Here is a 16,286-nt window from a genome sequence, read left to right on the forward strand (position 1 = left end):
ATAAGTAATCATCTGATGCTTACAACTTCTGGTTTCCTCTACCCACGACTCGGATGTGAGGTCCCGTCATGACGACACTCTCCGAACGCCTCGACCACGAATCGGCGGCGCCGCCCCCGGGGCATCTCCGCGGCCGGACGGTGCCGGTGTGGCTGGCGATCGCCGCCGCCTCGATCCCGATGTTCATGGCCACCCTCGACAACCTCGTGATGACCAGCGCCCTGCCGGTGATCCAACGCGACCTGAATGCGTCGGTGGGGCAGTTGCAGTGGTTCCTGAACGCCTACACGCTGGCCTTCGCGACCTTGATGCTGACGCTGTCGGCGCTGGGCGACCGGCTCGGGCGCCGGCGTGTATTCCTCTGGGGCATAGTGCTCTTCGCGCTGGCATCGATCGCCTCGGCGCTGTCGACCACCTCCGAGATGCTGATCGCGGCGCGGGCCGTCCAGGGTGTCGGCGCGGCCGCGATCATGCCGCTCTCGCTCACCCTGCTCGCCGGGGCCGTGCCGCTCGCCAAGCGAGCCCTCGCCATCGGGATCTGGGGCGGCGTCTCGGGGCTCGGAATCGCTCTCGGCCCGGTGATCGGCGGCGCCGTCGTCGACGGGGTGTCGTGGCAGGCCGTGTTCTGGATCAACGTTCCCGTCGCCGCGGTCGCGATCCCGTTGGCGCTCTACGCGCTCGGCGAGTCGAAGGGGAAGCGGCAATCGCTGGATCCGCTCGGCGTCGTACTGGCCGGGGCCGCGGTGTTCCTCGGAGTCTGGGGCATCGTGCACGGCAACGACGACGGCTGGACCAGTGCCACTGTTCTCGGTGCCCTCGTCGCAGCGGTGGTGCTGCTCGCGGCGTTCGTGGTGCGCGAGTTGCGCACACCGTTTCCCGTGATGCCGCTGCGGTTGTTCCGGTCCCGTCAGTTCTCCCTGGCCAACGTGATCGGGCTGACGTTCACGCTGGGAATGATGGGTGCCGTCTTCCTCCTGTCGCAGTACCTCCAGATCGTCATGGGGTATTCCCCGTTCGAGGCCGGCCTGAGGACGCTGCCGTGGACGGCGGCACCCATGGTGGTGGCGCCGATCGCGGGGTTGCTCGCGCCTCGGCTGGGCGTCCGGACGCTCCTCGTCACCGGACTGGTGCTACAGGGACTGTCACTGCTCTGGATGGCGTCGCTCATCGTTCCCGGCGCCACCTACGGCAGCATGGTTCCGGCGTTCGTGATGGCCGGCGCGGGAATGGGTCTGACGTTCGCCCCCAACGCGACCGCCGTCCTCGCCGACATGCCCGAGGCCGACCACGGCACGGCCAGTTCGACCAACGCGACGCTCCGGGAGATCGGAGTCGCGCTGGGGATCGCGCTGCTGACCGCGGTGTTCCTCGGTGCGGGCGGCAGCCTCACACCGACCGGGTACATCGACGCCCTCGCGCCGGCGCTGTACGTGGGAGCCGGGTCCGTGGCGGTCGCGGTCGTCGCCGCCGCCCTCATGCCGGGACGGTCGAAGGCGGTCCTGGCGTCGATGTGATGGGGCCGGACCGGGCGTCAGTCCTGCCAGCCCGGCCGGACCAGGCCCCACTCGTACGCCATGACCACCAGTTGTGTGCGGTCCCTGGCGCCGAGTTTCAGCAGAATCCGGCTGACGTGCGTGCGGGCGGTGGCCGGGCTCAGGAACAGTCGCGAGCCGATCTCGGCGTTGGTGAGGCCCTCGGCGATCAGGAGCATCACCTCGCGTTCACGATCGGTGAGGTCGTCGAGGCGGCCGGAGTGCGGCGGCCGTTTGGCGTGGGTCGCGAACTCCGCGACCAGTTTCCGCGTCACAGACGGCGACAGCAGGGCATCCCCGTCGGCCACCACGCGGACCGCCCGCACCAGTTCGGCGGGTTCGGTGTGCTTGACCAGGAAACCCGTCGCCCCCGCGCGCATCGCCTCGAAGACGTACTCGTCCAGTTCGAACGTGGTGAGCACCACCACCCGCACGCCGGACAGCGCGGGATCGGCGGCGATACGCCGGGTCGCCTCCAGTCCGTCGAGCACCGGCATCCGGATGTCCATGAGGACGACGTCGGGAACCAGCGTCCGGGTCAGGCTCACCGCTTGCTCGCCGTTCTCGGCTTGACCGGCCACGGTGATGTCCGGCTGGGCGTCGAGCAGGGCGGCGAAACCCGCCCGCACGAGGGCCTGGTCGTCGGCGACGAGTACGCGAATCGTCATGCCCGGTCAACCATGTCGTGCCCGAGGGGGAGCGTCGCCTGCACCCGGAAGCCGCCACCCGGCCCGCTCCCGGCGGTCAGTTCACCGCCGAGGGCGCGGGCGCGTTCCCGCATGCCGGGGATGCCGTTGCCGCCGCCACCGGCCGACGCGCCGTCCGGGCCCCGTCCGTCGTCGTCGATCCGGACGCGGACGGACGTGGGCGAGTACGTCACCGTGACATCGGCCGACGAGCCGCCGGAGTGGCGGGCCACATTGGTCAGCGACTCCTGCACGATGCGCGCGGCAGCGACGTCGACCACGGCGGGCAACGGCCGCGGTGCGCCCTCGACGATCGTCGTCACCGCAAGACCCGCGGCGCGGGCACGCTCGACCACACCGTCCAGGTCCCCGATCCCGGCGGTGGGCGCGGTGGGCGGGCTGTCTTCGCCGCGCAGCGATGCCAGCAGCGCGTGGACGTCGCCGATCGCGTCACGGCTCGCGACCTTGATCGCGGACAGTGCCTCCTGTGACTGTTCGGGTCTGCTGTCCCACAGCTCGAGTGCGACCGACGCCTGCACGTTGATGAGCGAAAGACTGTGTGCCAGAACATCGTGCAGCTCGCGGGCGATCGCGAGCCGCTCCTCGCTGGCCCGGCGGCGCTGCTCGTCCAGGGTGCTGCGTTGCGCCGCCTCGGCGCGTTGCCTGTGGGCGTCGAGCGTCCCGCGGCGCTGACGGATGATCTCGGCGGCGGCAAGGAGCACCAGCAGCCAGGCCGCGATGCCGGTGAGGGCGAGGAGCGACGGAGCCTCGGCGGCCGAGACGGCGGGCACGGCGAAGACGATCATCACGTAACCGACCGCGAGGATCGGATACGTGCGCCAGCGCGACCCGGCCGTCGCCGCGCCGAGGAACGCGACCACGAGCGACAGGAACACCGGGCCGTACCCGTAACCCCGGACGACGTACAGGACCGTGACGGCGAGGACGACGAGCAGGACCGTGACCGGCGACCGTCGCCGGAAGAGCAGTGCGAGCGGACCGCACACCAGCAACACGAAGCCCGCCGCGTCCAGCGGCGTCGCCCACGACTGGTTGTGGTTGGCGCCGACACTGCCGACGACCTGCACGATTGCGACGCCCAGGGCGATCAGGACGTCCCGCGGGGCGATCGACGTGTCCCTCCGGTCGGTGTGCACCACCCGAACGTAGACCCGATCCGGCGACGCTGTCATCGTCCGCGGCACGTACGCGAGAAGACGCGCGCAGGCGGATGTGCGCGCCGTCCGCGGGGCCGAGGCTGGAGCCATGACTTCCGACATCGTGGTCACCGACAGGTTGACCAAACGCTACGGCGAACACGCGGCGGTCGACGCCGTCAGCCTGACCGTGCGGGCGGGCGAGGTGTACGGGTTCCTCGGACCGAACGGCGCAGGCAAGACCACCACACTGCGCATGCTCACGGGCCTCGTCCGGCCGACCTCCGGGACCGCGACGCTCTTCGGGTGCGCACCCGGTGACAGCGCGGTGGCGGCGCGCACCGGTGTGCTGATCGAAGGCCCCGGCTTCTTCCCATACCTGTCCGGGCGCGACAACCTGCGGGTGCTGAGCAGATACCGCCGGCTGCCGGACGATGCGGTGGAATCCGCGCTGCACCGGGTGGGCCTGCGCGATCGCGGACACGACCGGTTCCGCACCTACTCGCTCGGGATGAAGCAGCGACTCGGTGTCGCGGCCGCACTCCTCGGCGAACCCGATCTGCTGATCCTCGACGAACCCACCAACGGTCTCGACCCGGCGGGGATGGCCGAGATGCGGGAACTGATAGTCGAACTCGCCGATTCCGGGCATTCCGTGATGCTGTCCAGCCACATGCTCAGCGAGGTGCAGGAGATCTGCGATCGCGTCGGCGTGATCTCACGCGGCGAGCTGATCGCGCAGTCCACCGTCGCCGAACTGCGCGGCGGCACCAGCCTGCTGGTACGCGCCGATCCGCGGGAACGGGCCGCGGCGGTGCTCGCGGAACTGCTGGGGCGCGACGTCGTCGACACAGTGGGTGACGCGCTCGCCGTCGCCGTGTCGCCCGAACTGGCCCCGAAGGTGGCCCGTGTTCTCGTCGACGCGGGAATCGACCTGTACGAGTTGTCCCGGCGGGAGCGATCGCTCGAGGACGTCTTCTTCGCGATGACGTCCGACAGCAATCCCGGCGACCGCACGGCGAGCAACGAACCGAGGAGAATGTCATGAATGCAGTGATCGCCGGCACGCGAGCAGAGCTTCTCCGACTGCGGCAGTGGCCGTCGATGTGGGTGCTGCTCGCCGCGTGGATCGTGCTGAACCTGGTCTTCGTCTATCTGTTCAACTACATCACGTTCAAGACCGGCGGCACCACCGACATGGCGTCGTCGGCGCCCCCGGACGTGCTGCTCGCGCAGATGCTGCCCTCGGCGGTGCCCCAGGTGTTCACCCAGGGCATGGCCATGTTCGGGGGTGCGCTGATGCTCATCCTCGGCGCGCTCACCATCGGCAGCGGCTATGGGTGGGGGACGTGGAAGACCGTGTTCACCCAGGGCCCTTCGCGATCGGCCGCGCTCGCCGGAACCCTCCTCGCGCTGCTGACCGTGGTGATCGGACTCGTCCTCACCGTGGCGGCCGTCGACGTCGGGGTGGCCACCGTCATCGCCGCGGTCGAATCGGAACCGGCGAATCTGCCTGCCGCCTCGGCGATGCTGAAGGCGCTCGCCTCCGGGATGCTCATCCTCGCCATGTGGACCGCGGCGGGTGTCCTCGTCGGCGCCCTCGCGCGGGGGCCCGCGTTGTCCGTCGGTCTCGGCCTCGTGTGGGTGCTGGTGGTCGAAAACCTGCTCCGCGGAGTCGCCGCCGTCCTCGACACCGTGTCGGTGGTGACGGACTTCCTCCCCGGCACCGCCGCGGGCTCGCTGGCAGGCTCACTGCGCGACTTCGGCGGCGACACCACCCCGGGAGTCCTGAACATCCTCGACGGCAGCACGTCGGTGCTCGTCCTGGCCGCCTACGTCGCCGCGTTCGCGGCAGGCACGATCTGGCTCGTCCGCCGCCGTGACGTGAACTGACGGCCACGGCTCAGAACAGGGGACCGCCGCCGAACGGTTCCCGGTGCGACGGCGGGGTGCGGCCCTGCGTGTCGGTGATGCCGTATTCGACGGCCAGCTCCGCCGTCACGAAGGTGTGGCCGCTGCGGTCCGGCAGGGTGGGGTCCGCGGTGAGGGCGCAGATCACCTCGCCGACGAACTCGGGAGACTCGGCGTCCGCCACGGGAAAGCCGGCAATGGTCTCCATCCCGCTGGCGACGATCATCTCCGTGCGCACGATGCCCGGCCACAGCGAGACCGCACGGACGTCGTGCGGAGCCAGCTCCGCCGCCATGTCGCTGGCCATCTTGTCCAACCCGGCCTTGGACATGCCGTAGAGCACCGAGTGGAGATGTCCCCGGGTCCCGAACGACGAGATGTTCGCGATCAACCCGGACCGCCGGGGCACCATCAACCGCGCTGCCTCCACGGACGCGACGTAATGGGCGCGCAGTCCGACGCCGATCAGCGAGTCCCAGTCGCCGAGGGGCCGTTCCCAGAACGGTGTGCTGAACCCGCCGAATCCCGCGGGGGCGGCCCACACGTTGTTGACCAGCAGGTCGAGTCGGCCTGACTGCTCGTCCGAGATCCGGGCGAACAGGGCGTGCACCTCCTCGTCGACGCGGTGATCGCACGCCACCGCGATGCCGGTGCCCCCGGCGTCGGTGACCGCCCGCGCGGACGCCGACAGCGGGCTGTCCGCGGTCACCGGGCCGCGTCCGGTGACGTAGACAGTCCACCCGGCGGCCCCCAGCGCGGTCGCGACGCCCTTGCCGACGCCGCGGCTTCCCCCGGTGACCAGTGCTACCCCGGCGCTCACTGGACGACCACCGTGTCCTCGGTGAGCGGGCGGGTGATCGACCATCGAGTGGTGAAGTGGCATCGCGACATTCGCCATTCGCCGTCCTCGAAGCGGTAGGCGTCGTCGTACTCGCCGGCGGACACGGTTTCCGTCCGCTTCAGCAGATCGACCTGGCGGAACTGCAGCGTCCACGTACCGGTCGCCTCGGTGTCGCCGCGCAGCACGATATCCGGATGGAAGCCGTGGTGCATGTCCAGGATCACGTGCTTGCCGTCCACCTCGTGGAGCGCGATCCTGCGGAAGACGTCCGTGAGCCGGTCGGCGTCGTCGAACCGGCCGAGGGGGCCGAAGTCGACGGACGCCCCGGACGCGACGAAGCAGGCACGGAACGCGTCCGGATCCTTGCCGTCGCACGCTCGCCAGTAGCGGTACTTGAGGGCCTTGATCGCGGTCACCCGCTCCAGGTCCGCCACACGCTGCTCCACCGAGCGTTCGTCCACGCCGCCGTCCTCCCGTTGCCGTTCAGTGTGTCGGGAGAGACGCTAAGCCGGGAGCGCGCCGGGTGGGGGCACAATCCCGGTGGGCGGGAACCTCCGTGTCAGGGTTGGCCGGGAAACGGGTCGACCACCGGATCGGTTCCGAGTGCCACCCGCCAGGTGGCCTCCCGGACGGCGGCGTCGGTCAGCGCGGTCACGCCGAGCGTCCGGGTGTCCGCCGTCTCGCCGTGTTCGACGACCGCCCGCCACGCGACCGCGGTGTCCGCCTCGACCTGGGCCGCGAGTTGCGCGGCGGTGATCGGGTCGGTGACCGGGAACGGCAGCGTGTAGCCCGCTTCGGCGGCCGGGGCCGTCAGACCCGCCGCGGTCAGCGTGTCCAGGAGTTCGTCCCGGCGGGCCCGGTGGGCCGCGGCGGCGGTGGCCACCTGCGCCGCCCGCGTGGGATTCGAGAAGGCGGCGACCACCCCGTAGGCGAACACCGCGGAATGTTCGGCGGCCAGCGCGTCGCCGAGGCTCCTGCTCTCGGCTTCGGTGGGTGTCGTCACGGCAGCACCACCGCCAGGTACGTTCCGCACGCGGCGCTGATCGACGCACACAGTCCCGCGCGGTACGCGGTCAGCGCGCGTGCCGAGTCGGCTGCACTGCGCTGCGACTCGGCCAGGTCGGCCCGCAATTGCTCGAGACCGGGCGGAGGCGCGGGTGCGGTCGGTGTCGCCGACGGGGGAGCGGATGTGGTCGGCGCGGTGCCGTCCGGGTAAGTTCCCGCGGCCCTGGCGATTTCGGCGTCCAACGCGTCGGCGTGCGCGGTGCGCTGGGCGCGGACGAGTTCGAGTGCCGCGCCGCGGTCGGGCAGTAGTGCGATGGTCGCCGCCGCGCCCGCGGCGTCGCGACGCGCCAGACGCGACTGCGCGACCAGTGAATCGACCTCGGTGTCGGCGTCCTCGCCGTCTGCGCATCCCGCCAGCACGGGGACGCTCGCGACGCCGAACGCGGAGGCTGCTGCGAACCGGAGAGCGGTGCGCCGGGACACGGCCGGACCGGATGTCGGGGGCCGGGAGACGGTGGGCATGAGCACCGGTCCATGGTGCCAGGTCGGGCCGCGATCCCGGGAATCGAGCACCGGGGCTGGTCACGGGCGCCTCGAATCGGCGTTACTCTTAGATGCTCGAACCCGTCCCGACGGGTTCGAGGTGCTGCCCTGTGCGGCACGGTGACCTGCAGACCACGACACACGACGAGCGACAACTGAAACGAGGAGCTTCCCCGATGCCGGTTCCATCCAAGGAGAGGGTGACGGAGCTCATCTCCGATCTGGTCCAACGCCAGGGCTACGACTTGGAGGACGTTGCGGTCACCCTCGCGGGCAGGCACAGCGCAGTCCGGATCATGGTGGACAGCGACGCCGGGCTCGAACTCGACGCGGTCGCGAACCTCAGCCACGAGATCTCCGAGGTGTTCGACTCGGTGTCCGATTTCGGGGAGTCCCCGTACACGCTCGAGGTCACGTCTCCCGGCATCGACCGGCCGCTCACGCACGAGCGGCACTGGCAGCGGGCCCGCGGCCGCAAGGCCCGGATCGACCTCGCGCACGAGACCGTCGTGGGCCGGATCGGGGCCCTCGACGGCGACTCGGTCGCGGTGGTGATCGGCTCGCGCACCGGTCCGGACGTTCGGCGCATCGCGCTCCCGGACATTCAGAAAGCTGTTGTGCAGGTGGAATTCTCGAAACCCGACCCGAGGGAGCTGGAACTCGCCGGCGGAATACCCGAGGGTCGCGTGGCACCTGCGGACGCAGACGCGTCGGAAGATGAAGTAGTAGAGGGGCTGGACAAGTGAATATCGACATTGCGGCGCTACGCGCCATCGAAGCCGACAAGGGCATCTCGATCGAGACCGTCATCTCGACCATCCAGACGGCGCTGCTCACCGCCTACCGGCACACCGAGGGGCATCGGCAGCACGCCCGGATCGACGTCGACACCAAGAGCGGCATCGTGCGGGTGATGGCGCACGACGTCGACTCCGACGGCAACATGGTCGGCGAGGAATGGGACGACACCCCGGAAGGTTTCGGCCGGATCGCGGCGACCACCGCGCGCCAGGTCATTCTCCAGCGGCTGCGCGACGCCGAGCACGAGCGGAGCTTCGGCGAGTACTCCACCCATGAGGGTGAGATCGTCGGCGGCGTGATCCAGCGCGACACGAGGGCGAACTCGCGCGGCATGGTCGTGGTGCGGATCGGGAGCGAGGCCAGCGGCGCCGAGGGCCTGATCCCGCCCGCCGAGCAGGTGCCCGGGGAGAATTACGAACACGGCGAGCGGCTCAAGTGTTACGTCGTCGGTGTCGCCCGCGGGCAGCGCGGGCCGCAGATCACGTTGTCGCGCACCCACCCGAACCTCGTGCGCAAACTGTTCGCGCTCGAGGTTCCGGAAATCGCGGACGGCTCGGTCGAGATCATCGCCGTCGCCCGGGAGGCAGGCCACCGGTCGAAGATCGCCGTCCAGTCGCGGGTGCAGGGGCTGAATGCGAAGGGCGCATGCATCGGGCCGATGGGTCAGCGGGTGCGCAACGTGATGAGTGAGCTCGCCGGCGAGAAGATCGACATCATCGACTTCGACGACGACCCGGCCCGGTTCGTCGGCAACGCGCTGTCACCGTCGAAAGTGGTCTCCGTCACTGTCGTGGATCCGGAGGCCCGGGCCGCGCGTGTCGTCGTCCCCGACTTCCAGCTGTCCCTCGCCATCGGCAAGGAAGGGCAAAATGCCCGTCTTGCTGCGCGCTTGACCGGGTGGCGAATCGATATCCGCAGTGACGCCGCACCCGCTCCCGAGTCGGCAGGCGGACCCGCCGCGACCAGTCGTTGAGCCGGGAATGCGGAGATCGGGGCAAGTCGGCGGTAGAGTGGTCAATGGTTCAGCATGAGCATCCCGATTCCGCGCGCGTTCCTACCGGTTCACCGGTCCGAACATGCATAGGATGTAGGGAGCGCGCGCTGGCTGTCGATCTGCTCAGGGTTGTGGTTAGTGAGAGCGGGCCGCAAGGTCATGTTCTCGCCCCGGACCCGAGGCGCAGGCTTCCCGGTCGAGGTGCGTGGCTGCACCCCGTCGAGGTTTGCCTGAGTCTCGCGGAACGACGCCGAGCATTCGGCAGAGCGCTGCGAGTGTCCGGAAGTGTCGACACGTCAGAAGTCGACCACTGGGTACGCGCAGGGCACCCACCCAGAGCAGTACCTCTCGAACAGAACAGGCACAAGCACTCATGAGCACACCGTGAAGCACCAGCGATGATCGTCCATCGGAGATAACCCGAGGTCGTGCGGGCCCCTCTCAGGGGAGCCTCCTGCTCGACCTCATCAGTGAGGAGAGCAGTGGCAGGCAAGGCCCGCGTGCACGAGTTGGCTAAAGAACTCGGTGTCACAAGTAAAGAACTACTCGCAACGCTCAAGGAGCAGGGCGAGTTCGTGAAGTCGGCGTCCTCCACAGTGGAGGCGCCCGTCGCCAGGCGTCTGCGGGAGTCCTTCCCGTCGGCGAAGTCGGCCGATTCCGCAGCCCGTCCGGCTGCCAAGCCCGGCGCGCCCGCGCCGAGCGCCCCCGTGACCTCGGCCAAGCCGGGCGGACCCCGTCCCGGCCCCAAGCCGGCAGCCCCGGCTCCGGCCGCACCCGCTGCAGCAGCACCCGCGCCCACTCCCGAGGCTCAGGCCCCGGCACCGGCCGCACCCGCAGCGAGCGCAGTCACCCCGGCTGCACCGGCGAGCAATGCTCCCAAGCCCGGTCGCCCCACCCCGGCTGCCCCGGCTCCGGCCGCACCCGCAGCCCCGGCCGCCCCGGCGGCGGCCAGTGCTCCCGCGGCTCCGTCCACGGGCGCCAAGCCCGGCGGACCCCGTCCCGGCCCGAAGCCCCCGCGCGTCGGTAACAACCCGTACTCCTCGGCTCCGGCCGAGCGTCCGGCACCCCGTCCCGCTCCCGGCGCGCCGCGTCCGGGTGCACCCCGTCCGGCTCCCGGCCAGGGTGGACCTCGTCCGGCACCGGGTCAGGGCGGTCCTCGTCCGGCTCCCGGTCAGGGTGGACCCCGTCCGGCTCCCGGCCAGGGCGGTCCCCGTCCGGCACCGGGTCAGGGTGGACCTCGTCCCAGCCCCGGCTCGATGCCTCCTCGCCCCAACCCGGGCGCGATGCCCGCTCGTTCGGCACGTCCCGCTCCCGGCGGTCGTCCCGGCCGTCCCGGCGGAGCCCCCGGCGGTCGTCCCGGTGGCGGCGGCGGTGGATACCGCGGCGGCGGAGCCCCCGGTGCCGGCGCAGGCGCGCCCGGTGGCGGAGCACCCGCAGGTGGTTTCCGCGGTCGTCCCGGTGGCGGTGGACGCCCCGGTCAGCGCGGTGCGGCAGCAGGTGCCTTCGGTCGTCCCGGTGGCGCCCCGCGTCGTGGTCGCAAGTCGAAGCGGCAGAAGCGCCAGGAATACGATTCCATGCAGGCGCCCGCCGTCGGCGGCGTGCGGTTGCCCCGTGGCAACGGCGAGACCATTCGCCTCGCCCGCGGTGCTTCCCTGTCGGACTTCGCGGAGAAGATCGACGCGAACCCCGCAGCGTTGGTGCAGGCACTGTTCAACCTCGGCGAGATGGTGACGGCGACCCAGTCGGTCAACGACGAGACGCTGGAACTGCTCGGCGGCGAGATGAACTACGTCGTCCAGGTTGTCAGCCCGGAGGACGAGGACCGCGAGCTGCTCGACAGCTTCGACCTCACCTACGGCGAGGACGAGGGCGGCGAAGAGGACCTCGAGTCCCGGCCGCCGGTGGTCACCGTCATGGGCCACGTCGACCACGGTAAGACCCGACTGCTCGACACGATCCGCAAGGCCAACGTCCGTGAGGGCGAGGCCGGCGGCATCACGCAGCACATCGGTGCCTACCAGGTGCTGACCGAGCTCGACGGCAACGAGCGTCTCGTGACGTTCATCGACACCCCCGGTCACGAGGCCTTCACGGCCATGCGTGCCCGTGGTGCCAAGGCCACCGACCTCGCGATCCTGGTCGTCGCCGCCGACGACGGCGTCATGCCGCAGACGGTGGAAGCGATCAACCACGCCCAGGCGGCCGACGTGCCGATCGTGGTCGCGGTGAACAAGATCGACAAGGAAGGCGCGAACCCGGACAAGATCCGGCAGCAGCTCACCGAGTACGGACTGGTCACCGAGGAATACGGCGGAGACACCATGTTCGTCGACATCTCGGCGAAGCAGGGCACCAACATCGACGCGCTGCTCGAAGCAGTGCTGTTGACGGCGGACGCCGCCCTGGACCTGCGGGCCAACCCGGACATGGACGCTCAGGGTGTCGCCATCGAGGCGCACCTCGACCGTGGACGCGGCCCCGTCGCGACCGTGCTCATCCAGCGCGGAACGCTGCGGGTCGGCGACTCGATCGTGGCCGGCGACGCATACGGACGTGTGCGCCGCATGGTCGACGAGCACGGCGACGACGTGCTCGAGGCCCTGCCCTCGCGTCCCGTCCAGGTGGTCGGCTTCACGTCGGTCCCCGGTGCAGGCGACAACCTGCTCGTGGTCGACGAGGACCGCATCGCCCGTCAGATCGCCGACCGGCGCAATGCGYGGAAGCGCAACGCTCTGGCCGCGAAGAGTCGCAAGCGCATCAGCCTCGAGGACCTGGATTCGGCTCTCAAGGAGACGTCGCAGCTCAACCTCATCCTCAAGGGCGACAACTCGGGAACCGTGGAGGCCTTGGAAGAGGCGCTGCACGGCATCGAGATCGACGACGAGGTGCAGTTGCGGGTCATCGACCGCGGTGTCGGTGGCGTCACCGAGACCAACGTCAACCTGGCCGCTGCGTCGAACGCGATCATCATCGGGTTCAACGTGCGCGCCGAGGGCAAGGCGACCGAGTTGGCGAACCGCGAGGGCGTCGACATCCGGTACTACTCGGTGATCTACCAGGCCATCGACGAGGTCGAGAAGGCTCTCAAGGGCATGCTCAAGCCGATCTACGAAGAGGTCGAGCTGGGCAAGGCGGAGATCCGCGCGATGTTCCGTTCGTCCAAGGTCGGCAACATTGCCGGTTGCCTCGTCACCTCGGGTACCATCCGTCGCAATGCGAAGGCCCGGCTGCTGCGTGACAACACGGTTGTCGCCGAGACCGTCACCATCTCCTCGCTGAAGCGGGAGAAGGAGGACGCTGTCGAGGTACGCGAGGGTTACGAGTGCGGTTTGACGCTCACCTACTCCGACATCAAGGTCGGTGACGTCATCGAGGCCTACGAGCTTCGGGAAAAGCCGCGCGACTAGTCGCCATCCGTTTGGGGTGACGCAGCAGCGTCATCCGGCGTGCGCTTCTCCGGCCGAGTCGATCGGCCGGGGGAGCGCACGTCTCCCCGAAGGAGGAAAGTTTGTACGTCGGTGCGCTCGAGCTCGACATCTTGCTCGGTGACGTGCGATCTCTGAAAGAGAAACGTGCAATGGTCAAACCGGTTCTGGCGGAGCTGCGACGTTACGGCGTCTCGGCGGCGGAGACCGGGGAACAGGATCGGTACCGCCGGTCGATGCTCGGCGTCACGATGGCGAGTTCGGCGGTCGATCACGTACACGAGGTGCTCGACACGTGCGAACGGCACGTCGCCGGGATGCCGGAACTGCAACTCCTTGCGGTCCGGCGGAGGATTTTCGGCCCCGAGGACTGATTCGGAGCGCCTTGCCCGCCCCGCCGCATGCGCGGCCCGGCGTGCAGAATGAACTACAGCTACACCGCAACTTCACAACTTATCCAGCGGCCAGGGAGAGGAGTCTGATTGTCATGGTGGATCCCGCCCGGGCACGCAAACTCGCCAAGCGCATCGGCACGATCGTCGCGACGGCGATCGACCACGAAATCAAGGACCCTCGCCTGGCGTTCGTCACGATCACCGATACCAAGGTGACGGCCGACCTTCACGACGCCACTGTCTACTACACCGTGATGGGCGCCGACCTCGAGTCCGAACCGGACCTCGTGTCCGCGGCTGCGGGACTGGAGAAGGCGAAGGGTGTTCTGCGCTCGAAGGTGGGCGCAGGCACCGGAGTCCGGTTCACGCCCACGCTGACGTTCGTCGCGGACACGGTCCCCGACACGGCGCGGCACATGGAGGAACTCCTCGCCCGCGCTCGCGCCGCCGACGACGAGGTCGCGCGGGTCGCGGCCGGTGCGTCCCCGGCCGGCGACCCCGACCCGTACAAGGAACCCCGAGTCGAGGACGCGGACGACGCCGAAGTCGACGAGCCGTCCCGGTCCCGCCAGGCGGACTGACACGAACCGACATGACCCACACTCAGGAGACGTCCCTGTCTGATCTCGATCGTCACGAGGTGTTTCTGCCGCAAGCGGTCGCCGTTCTCGAGAACGCGACGTCGGTGACGATTCTGTGTCACGTCCAACCCGATGCCGACACGATCGGCAGTGGACTCGCCCTGGCATTGGTGCTCGAGCGCAAAGGGATTCCGGTGCAGGTCGCGTTCGGCGCGCCCGATGAACTGCCGGAGTCGATGCGGGAACTGCCGGGCACCCACCTGCTGGTGCCCGCGGACCAGGTGCGCCGCAACGTCGATCTGCTCGTGACCGTCGACTGCGGGAGCGCCGGACGTCTCGGGAAGCTCGCCGGCCGGCTCGCGAACGCGGGGGAGACCCTCGTCATCGATCACCACCGGTCCAACACCCGGTTCGGTCGCATGAACCTGATCGACGAGTCGGCGGAGTCGACGACCGCTGTCGTGGCGCAGATGTTCGACGTGTGGGGTGTGGACATCGACGCAGACCTCGCGCACTGCCTGTACGCGGGTCTCGTGACCGACACCGGTTCGTTCCGCTGGGTGCAGCCCGGCACCCACACCCTCGCGGAGCGGCTCCTCGCCACCGGCATCGACGGGGCCCGCATCGCCCGTCGCCTGCTCGACACCCACCCGTTCGGCTGGCTGCCGATGCTGTCGTCGGTGCTCGGATCGGCGACGCTCGTCCCGGAGGCGGCGGGCGGGCGGGGACTCGTCTACGCCGTCATCCGGCAGGCCTACGTCGGGGATCTGCGCTCGGAAGAGATCGAGAGCGTCATCGACATCGTCCGGACGACGTCCGAGGCGGAGGTCGCGGCCGTCCTCAAGGAGGCGGTGGACGGCACGTGGTCGGTGTCGCTGCGGTCGAAATCCGACGTGGACGTCTCGGTCGTCGCCGGGTACCTCGGCGGCGGCGGTCACCGGTTCGCCGCCGGCTACACGGCCGTGAACTCTGCGGACGAGATCGTGAACTCGCTCGTCGAATCGCTCGGCTGAGGTCCGAAATCGTTGGCTGAGGTTTCGGAAGTCACGGGCGACGCGACCGCCCGGACGGTGTTCGGGCTGGCGTTGCCGGCGCTCGGTGTGCTCGCGGCCGAACCGATCTATCTGCTCTTCGACATCGCTGTCGTCGGCCGTCTGGGTGCGCTGGCGCTCGCGGGTCTTGCCGTCGGTGGCCTCATTCTCGCCCAGGTCAGCACCCAGCTGACGTTCCTGTCCTATGGCACGACGGCGCGCGCGTCCCGCATGCACGGGGCCGGCGACGAGCGCGGCGCGGTCCGGGAGGGTGTCCAGGCCACCTGGCTGGCACTGGGCATCGGCGCGCTGGTGATCGCGCTGGTCCAGCTGTTCGGACGCCCGGTCACGTCGGCGATAGCGGGTGGCTCCGACATCGCGGCGGCCGCCGGGAGCTGGTTGCGGATCGCGGTGTTCGGCGCCCCGCTGATCCTCATCGCGATGGCGGGCAACGGCTGGATGCGGGGTGTGCAGAACACGGTGCGGCCCCTGCGTTTCGTGATCGCCGGTCTGGTCGTGTCGGCTGTGGCCTGCCCGGTGCTGGTGTACGGATTGTGGGGCGCGCCGCGGCTGGAACTCGAGGGTTCGGCGGTCGCGAACGTGACCGGGCAGGCCGTGTCCGCGAGTCTGTTCGTCGGGGCGCTGGTGGTGGAGCGGGTGCCGTTGCGCCCGCGGTGGCACGTCATGCGCGCCCAGATGGTTCTCGGCCGCGACCTGATCCTGCGTAGTCTGGCGTTCCAGGCGTGCTTCCTCTCGGCCGCCGCCGTCGCGTCCCGGTTCGGCGCCGCCGCGGTCGCCGCCCACCAGGTGGTACTGCAGCTGTGGAACCTCGTGGCCCTCACCCTCGACTCCCTGGCGATCGCCGCGCAGGCGCTCGTCGGTGCCGCACTCGGTGCCGGGCACGCTGCAGGCGCCACGCGACTGTCGTGGCGCATCACCCGGTGGTCCACGATCTTCGCGGCCGGACTCGCCCTGATCTTCGCCCTCGGTCACGGCGTGATCCCCGAACTGTTCACCTCCGACCGGGCCGTGCTCGACGAGATGGCGGTGGCGTGGTGGTTCTTCGTCGCGATCATGCCGGTGGCCGGCGTCGTGTTCGCGCTCGACGGAGTGCTGCTCGGGGCCGGGGACGTCGCCTTCCTCCGGAACGCCACGCTGGCCTGCGCGCTGGCCGGGTTCCTGCCACTGATCTGGCTGTCGATGCTGAACGACTGGGGCCTGGCGGGAATCTGGACGGGACTCACGGTGTTCTTAATTCTTCGGATGCTTGCGGTCGTGTGGCGGGTCGGATCGGGCCGCTGGGCAGTGGTCGGGGCCGACCTGCAGGCACGGCACGGATCGGACAGCGATCCGGCGGCGGAGCACGATCGGAAAGGTGGTTGAC

17 protein-coding genes are annotated in these 16,286 nt (G+C 69.8%); 11 read left to right on the plus strand and 6 right to left on the minus strand.

All coding sequences use genetic code 11. The annotated features are described in order from the left end of the window. Nucleotides 1–68: 68 nt before the first annotated feature. The gene (locus AC1DWT_RS03820; RefSeq protein ID WP_072937868.1) at nucleotides 69–1,514 is read left to right on the plus strand and encodes an MFS transporter; all 1,446 of its coding nucleotides are present in this window, start codon (nucleotides 69–71) and stop codon (nucleotides 1,512–1,514) included. Between the two features lie 17 nt (nucleotides 1,515–1,531). On the opposite strand, the gene AC1DWT_RS03825 is transcribed toward AC1DWT_RS03820, so the two are convergent. Further along, the gene (locus tag AC1DWT_RS03825; protein ID WP_206015303.1) at nucleotides 1,532–2,200 is read right to left on the minus strand and encodes a response regulator transcription factor; all 669 of its coding nucleotides are present in this window, start codon (nucleotides 2,198–2,200) and stop codon (nucleotides 1,532–1,534) included. Continuing rightward, nucleotides 2,197–3,486: a sensor histidine kinase gene (locus tag AC1DWT_RS03830; protein ID WP_241031554.1), complete on the minus strand. Its 1,290-nt coding sequence runs from the start codon at nucleotides 3,484–3,486 to the stop codon at nucleotides 2,197–2,199. The genes AC1DWT_RS03825 and AC1DWT_RS03830 overlap by 4 nt, the downstream gene beginning before the upstream one ends. On the opposite strand from AC1DWT_RS03830, the gene AC1DWT_RS03835 reads away from it, so the two are divergent. Beyond that, nucleotides 3,485–4,423, plus strand: coding sequence for an ABC transporter ATP-binding protein (locus AC1DWT_RS03835; RefSeq protein ID WP_095861054.1), 939 nt, complete (start codon nucleotides 3,485–3,487; stop codon nucleotides 4,421–4,423). The genes AC1DWT_RS03830 and AC1DWT_RS03835 overlap by 2 nt on opposite strands. Continuing rightward, nucleotides 4,420–5,268, plus strand: a complete 849-nt coding sequence (locus AC1DWT_RS03840) for an ABC transporter permease subunit (RefSeq protein ID WP_206015304.1) — start codon at nucleotides 4,420–4,422, stop codon at nucleotides 5,266–5,268. The genes AC1DWT_RS03835 and AC1DWT_RS03840 overlap by 4 nt, the downstream gene beginning before the upstream one ends. Nucleotides 5,269–5,278: 10 nt before the next feature. Here AC1DWT_RS03840 and AC1DWT_RS03845 read toward each other — a convergent pair whose 3' ends face one another. The 4 genes from AC1DWT_RS03845 to AC1DWT_RS03860 all read right to left on the minus strand — a co-directional run bounded on the left by AC1DWT_RS03845 (nucleotide 5,279) and on the right by AC1DWT_RS03860 (nucleotide 7,654). Further along, nucleotides 5,279–6,106 (minus strand): SDR family NAD(P)-dependent oxidoreductase, encoded by an 828-nt coding sequence (locus AC1DWT_RS03845; RefSeq protein ID WP_095860740.1) that lies wholly within the window; start codon nucleotides 6,104–6,106, stop codon nucleotides 5,279–5,281. Beyond that, nucleotides 6,103–6,588 (minus strand): nuclear transport factor 2 family protein, encoded by a 486-nt coding sequence (locus tag AC1DWT_RS03850; protein WP_095860739.1) that lies wholly within the window; start codon nucleotides 6,586–6,588, stop codon nucleotides 6,103–6,105. Before AC1DWT_RS03850 ends, AC1DWT_RS03845 begins: the two co-directional genes overlap by 4 nt. 98 nt (nucleotides 6,589–6,686) lie before the next feature. After that, nucleotides 6,687–7,130, minus strand: a complete 444-nt coding sequence (locus AC1DWT_RS03855; protein WP_095860738.1) for a ferritin-like domain-containing protein — start codon at nucleotides 7,128–7,130, stop codon at nucleotides 6,687–6,689. Beyond that, nucleotides 7,127–7,654, minus strand: coding sequence for a hypothetical protein (locus tag AC1DWT_RS03860; protein WP_072937990.1), 528 nt, complete (start codon nucleotides 7,652–7,654; stop codon nucleotides 7,127–7,129). The genes AC1DWT_RS03855 and AC1DWT_RS03860 overlap by 4 nt, the downstream gene beginning before the upstream one ends. Before the next feature lie 197 nt (nucleotides 7,655–7,851). On the opposite strand from AC1DWT_RS03860, the gene rimP reads away from it, so the two are divergent. From rimP to AC1DWT_RS03900, 8 genes are all read left to right on the plus strand, one after another. Then, entirely contained in the window at nucleotides 7,852–8,421 is a 570-nt protein-coding gene (gene rimP, locus AC1DWT_RS03865; protein ID WP_206015305.1) for a ribosome maturation factor RimP, read from the plus strand. Further along, nucleotides 8,418–9,449: a transcription termination factor NusA gene (gene nusA, locus AC1DWT_RS03870; RefSeq protein ID WP_206015306.1), complete on the plus strand. Its 1,032-nt coding sequence runs from the start codon at nucleotides 8,418–8,420 to the stop codon at nucleotides 9,447–9,449. Before rimP ends, nusA begins: the two co-directional genes overlap by 4 nt. 44 nt (nucleotides 9,450–9,493) lie before the next feature. Further along, nucleotides 9,494–9,847, plus strand: coding sequence for a YlxR family protein (locus tag AC1DWT_RS03875; protein WP_072937877.1), 354 nt, complete (start codon nucleotides 9,494–9,496; stop codon nucleotides 9,845–9,847). A 105-nt stretch (nucleotides 9,848–9,952) separates the two neighbouring features. Further along, a complete protein-coding gene (infB, locus tag AC1DWT_RS03880) occupies nucleotides 9,953–12,877 on the plus strand; it encodes a translation initiation factor IF-2 (protein WP_477919795.1) in 2,925 nt (974 codons plus the stop codon). Between the two features lie 101 nt (nucleotides 12,878–12,978). Further along, nucleotides 12,979–13,269 (plus strand): DUF503 domain-containing protein, encoded by a 291-nt coding sequence (locus AC1DWT_RS03885; RefSeq protein ID WP_015890369.1) that lies wholly within the window; start codon nucleotides 12,979–12,981, stop codon nucleotides 13,267–13,269. Between the two features lie 113 nt (nucleotides 13,270–13,382). Next, complete coding sequence (gene rbfA / locus AC1DWT_RS03890) at nucleotides 13,383–13,871, plus strand: 30S ribosome-binding factor RbfA (RefSeq protein WP_015890370.1); 489 nt, start codon at nucleotides 13,383–13,385, stop codon at nucleotides 13,869–13,871. An 11-nt stretch (nucleotides 13,872–13,882) separates the two neighbouring features. Next, nucleotides 13,883–14,884 (plus strand): DHH family phosphoesterase, encoded by a 1,002-nt coding sequence (locus tag AC1DWT_RS03895; protein ID WP_072937880.1) that lies wholly within the window; start codon nucleotides 13,883–13,885, stop codon nucleotides 14,882–14,884. A 12-nt stretch (nucleotides 14,885–14,896) separates the two neighbouring features. Beyond that, nucleotides 14,897–16,285: an MATE family efflux transporter gene (locus tag AC1DWT_RS03900; protein ID WP_072937881.1), complete on the plus strand. Its 1,389-nt coding sequence runs from the start codon at nucleotides 14,897–14,899 to the stop codon at nucleotides 16,283–16,285. Nucleotide 16,286: the final 1 nt, after the last annotated feature.

The sequence above is a fragment of the Rhodococcus sp. P4_B6 genome, from assembly GCF_056402215.1.

Bases quoted from the DNA above. Each gene is read 5' to 3' on its own strand.
- rimP (WP_206015305.1), top strand. From the start codon at position 7,852: ATGCCGGTTCCATCCAAGGAGAGGGTGACGGAGCTCATCTCCGATCTG.
- AC1DWT_RS03895 (WP_072937880.1), top strand. From the start codon at position 13,883: ATGACCCACACTCAGGAGACGTCCCTGTCTGATCTCGATCGTCACGAG.
- AC1DWT_RS03840 (WP_206015304.1), top strand. From the start codon at position 4,420: ATGAATGCAGTGATCGCCGGCACGCGAGCAGAGCTTCTCCGACTGCGG.
- AC1DWT_RS03860 (WP_072937990.1), bottom strand. From the start codon at position 7,654: ATGCCCACCGTCTCCCGGCCCCCGACATCCGGTCCGGCCGTGTCCCGG.
- AC1DWT_RS03875 (WP_072937877.1), top strand. From the start codon at position 9,494: ATGGTTCAGCATGAGCATCCCGATTCCGCGCGCGTTCCTACCGGTTCA.
- AC1DWT_RS03830 (WP_241031554.1), bottom strand. From the start codon at position 3,486: ATGGCTCCAGCCTCGGCCCCGCGGACGGCGCGCACATCCGCCTGCGCG.
- AC1DWT_RS03835 (WP_095861054.1), top strand. From the start codon at position 3,485: ATGACTTCCGACATCGTGGTCACCGACAGGTTGACCAAACGCTACGGC.
- AC1DWT_RS03825 (WP_206015303.1), bottom strand. From the start codon at position 2,200: ATGACGATTCGCGTACTCGTCGCCGACGACCAGGCCCTCGTGCGGGCG.
- rbfA (WP_015890370.1), top strand. From the start codon at position 13,383: ATGGTGGATCCCGCCCGGGCACGCAAACTCGCCAAGCGCATCGGCACG.
- AC1DWT_RS03820 (WP_072937868.1), top strand. From the start codon at position 69: ATGACGACACTCTCCGAACGCCTCGACCACGAATCGGCGGCGCCGCCC.